Source organism: Oleiphilus sp. HI0128 (assembly GCF_001635365.1).
The window spans coordinates 1-3,394 of sequence record NZ_LWGG01000852.1; the positions used below are offsets into that span (position 1 = coordinate 1).

Annotated in this window: 4 protein-coding genes; 2 read left to right on the forward strand and 2 right to left on the reverse strand. The window is 40.7% G+C overall.

Going from position 1 to position 3,394, the window contains the following annotated elements; all coding sequences use genetic code 11:
- A partial coding sequence (locus A3763_RS13200) for a DUF2058 domain-containing protein (protein ID WP_197482902.1) occupies positions 1-442 on the reverse strand: 442 nt, incomplete at its 3' end.
- Between the two features lie 248 nt (positions 443-690).
- Between A3763_RS13200 and A3763_RS13205 the strand changes: the two genes are divergently transcribed.
- Both A3763_RS13205 and A3763_RS13210 read left to right on the forward strand, forming a co-directional pair.
- A complete protein-coding gene (locus A3763_RS13205) occupies positions 691-2,217 on the forward strand; it encodes an NAD(P)/FAD-dependent oxidoreductase (RefSeq protein ID WP_068553026.1) in 1,527 nt (508 codons plus the stop codon).
- Positions 2,210-3,121 carry a ferredoxin reductase gene (locus tag A3763_RS13210; RefSeq protein ID WP_068633421.1) on the forward strand — a complete coding sequence of 304 codons (912 nt, stop codon included), beginning with the start codon at positions 2,210-2,212 and terminating at the stop codon, positions 3,119-3,121. Before A3763_RS13205 ends, A3763_RS13210 begins: the two co-directional genes overlap by 8 nt.
- A gap of 30 nt (positions 3,122-3,151) precedes the next feature.
- On the opposite strand, the gene A3763_RS13215 is transcribed toward A3763_RS13210, so the two are convergent.
- On the reverse strand, positions 3,152-3,394 hold a 243-nt coding region (locus tag A3763_RS13215; protein ID WP_156495084.1), incomplete at its 5' end, for a transposase domain-containing protein.

Consider the following 3,394-nt stretch of genomic DNA (forward strand, 5'->3'; position numbering starts at 1 on the left):
CATCTCTCTCTATTATTTTAGTGGCCGCTGTTGCTGGTATTAAGATAAAACTTTCATCTAAATTGGCTATTGCTAACCTGCCTTTCAATAAATGAGTTTGTTGCTGTTCTGATATATAGACCTTTTTGATCTTTTTATCGACAGCAAATTGAAATCCAATATCGTCACCTTCACTAGGTACGGTGTTCATTTCAATTAATTGTTTTACCTGAGCCTTAATTGCTTTTCGATTCTGCTCTTCCAGCTTCGCCTGATTCAGTGCTTTGTCTCTTTCAGCTTTTTCTTTTTTCTGCTGAGCTATTCGCGCTTCGGCTTCGTTTTGTACTGCTTGGCCTTTTGGAGTTTGCTTACGTTGAACACGTTTCTCTTTTTGAATATTTTTTGCTTTTTTCTTATCTACCAGGCCAGCACCTAATAGTTGCTCTTGTAATGACTTTGCCATCAAACCCTCTCTTGAACGATGTTTAGATGTTACTTCGAATAAGATAAATACTATCATAATTCGCTCTAAACCTAGATTTCTAGCATGATTTTGAATGCGCCTTTGCAAATAAAACATACAATTTACGACCCCTAAACTTTACAATGTAAATATTGCTGGGTAAAGTACACTTACACTGTAAAGTTTAGATACTTTGTTAGTACTAGTATTTTCTTGGCATTTTATATAAACGTGGAGAACTTAAAACAATGAAACACTATGATGCAGTAGTGATTGGCGCAGGAAATGGCGGACTAACCGCTGCCGCGACACTGCAAAAGAATGGATGTAACACCTTACTTGTTGAGCGCCATAATGTTCCGGGTGGATGCGGTACATCTTTCGTCCGCGGAGATTTCGAATTTGAAGTCGCTTTGCATCAGTTAAGTGGCGTTGGGACAGAAGACAGACCTTTCCTTATGAGAAAAATGTTCAAGGATTTGGATGTACTCGATAAAGTTGAACTGGTTCAGGAAGAGGAGCTATATCGATTAATTGTCCCAGGGAAACAAGATATTACACTTCCCGCGAGTTGGTCAGGCATTCAAAAAGTTCTAAAACAAAATTTTCCTGATGACAGTGATGCTATCACCCGCTTCTTTGATCTAGGAAGCAAGGTTGCTATGGAGTATTACATGGCCTTGCAACAGGTTAGGCGTAGTAATGACGAAAAGCTATTAGAGTCTCAATGTAAACACTTTGCTGCCTACGGTTTAAGAACTACCGATGAAGTATTGAATGAATTCTTCAGCAATAAAGAACTGATCAATACGATCACTCCCTATTGGAGTTATGTCGGTATCCCAACCAATGAATTAGTGTTTGCAGAATTTATTGGAATGCTTTTCGCCTATTGTACCTTCAAACCTTGGCACTTTAAGGGTGGATCTCAGAGTGTTTCTAGCGCAATTATCGATTCGTTTGTTGAAGCCGGAGGGTGCGTAAAGTTTAGTTGTGGTGCGAAGAAAATACATACCGCTGATAATAAGGTTCATGCTATTACACTCGAAGATGGCCAAACCGTAAGCTGTAATTATGTTGTTTCGAACGCCAGCCCACTGATCACCTTCAATGAACTCCTCGATCTTGAAAAGCCACCTATTCAGATCCAACAAGATTTTAAATCTAGACGCAAAGGTGTTTCTGCTGTTTGCTTGTATTTAGGTTTAGATTGTAAGCCAGAGGATATCGGTATTACATCTGCCGCTACCTTCGTAATTGATGGTGACAACCAGGATATTGACGAAACAGAACTATATAAAATGACCGCACCGAAATGGGGAATGGTCACCTGCTACAACTTCATTGACGAAGATTTGGCCCCCAAGGGAAAAAGCGTCATAACTCTTGTAGCACTTCAATACGGCGAAGCATGGCAAGCACTTAGCCCTGAAGATTATGCTGAAGCAAAGTATGACTACGCACAAAAGCTCATTGATCATGTTGAAAAGGCTTACCCAAATCTCAGCCAGTATATTGAAGTTGCTGAGGTAGCGACTCCTTTAACTATGATGCGTTATTTGAACTCACCTGACGGCGCTATTTATGGCTTTAAACAACATATTCAGGATTCTCTCTTATTACGCGACCAATTGAGTGGTATTGAAGGTTTGTATTCCGCAGGAAGTTGGACAGCGCAAGGAGGTTTTCAACCGACCTATATGGCCGGTGAATCAACGGCAAAAAGTATATTGCGTAAAATTAAAAAGTCACAAACGGAGGCTCAACATGCATAAAAATCGCAGCGCAGAACAAAACGTATTAGATGGTGTCGTTGGCTACGTTGAAGCCGTAAAAAAGAAAACCGAGATAGAGCTTAGTGGAAGCGACTTTAGCGAAGAGAAAGGTGCTACGCAAAAGACTATCGACAGTCTACATCCTAAACGCCTTCGTTTACTTGTTACCGATATTTTTACTGATACGCCATCCACGAATACTATTCGTGTCAAAGCACTTGATGGTTACCTTCCCCCTTTTCAAGCAGGTCAGTATATTAACGTTTTTGTTGAGATAAATGGTTCGCCAACTGCCAGACCTTATGCGATGTCTTCCTCTCCCACTGAACGAGACTATTATGACCTGACCGTTAAAAAGGCTCATAGCGGTTTCGTTAGCCATTATTTAGTTGATGATCTGAAGCCTGGTCAAGAGCTTACTAGCACCGGCCCAATGGGAAGCTTTCATCATAATCCACTATTCCATGGTAATGATCTAGTATTCTTCGCTGGCGGATCCGGGATTGCACCTGCACGTAGTATGATCAAACATATCATCGCTAAAGATCTCCCTCATACCATGCATATTATCTACAGCAATAGTTTCGAGGAGGATGTAATATTCGCAAAGGAAATTCGCTCCTGTGCCAAACAGAATCACAATATAAAACTTACAGAATTAATCTCAAGGCCAAGTGAAAGTTATCAAGGCATCGGCGGACGTGTTACTGAAGAGCTTGTTTCATCTTCACTGAGCAACTTAAGCTCAAAGATGTTTTACATATGCGGCCCAACACCCTTTAATGAAAGCTGTGTCGAAATACTTAAAAACTTAGGTGTAAAAGAGCGTCGTATGCTTGTAGAGCTAAACGGCCCTCCTAAGAAACCTGAAACACAAGCACACTGGCCTGAAGATACTTCGTAAACGTAAGGCGAAGCGCACATATCCAAGAATCTAATGATTTAGTATGACATTCCATGGCAGCAGATCTTCCATTTCTGCTTGCTGATCTCTTTTACTAAGTGCTTTCAATAGATAATGAAGATAATCGAATGGCACAAGGTCATTTGCCTTTGCCGTTTCAACAATACTGTAAAGTACACTGCTGGCATGGGCACCACTAGTGGTGTTTGAGAATAACCAGTTTTTTCGCCCTATCACGAAGGGTTTGATTGCTCTTTCTGCACGATTGTTATC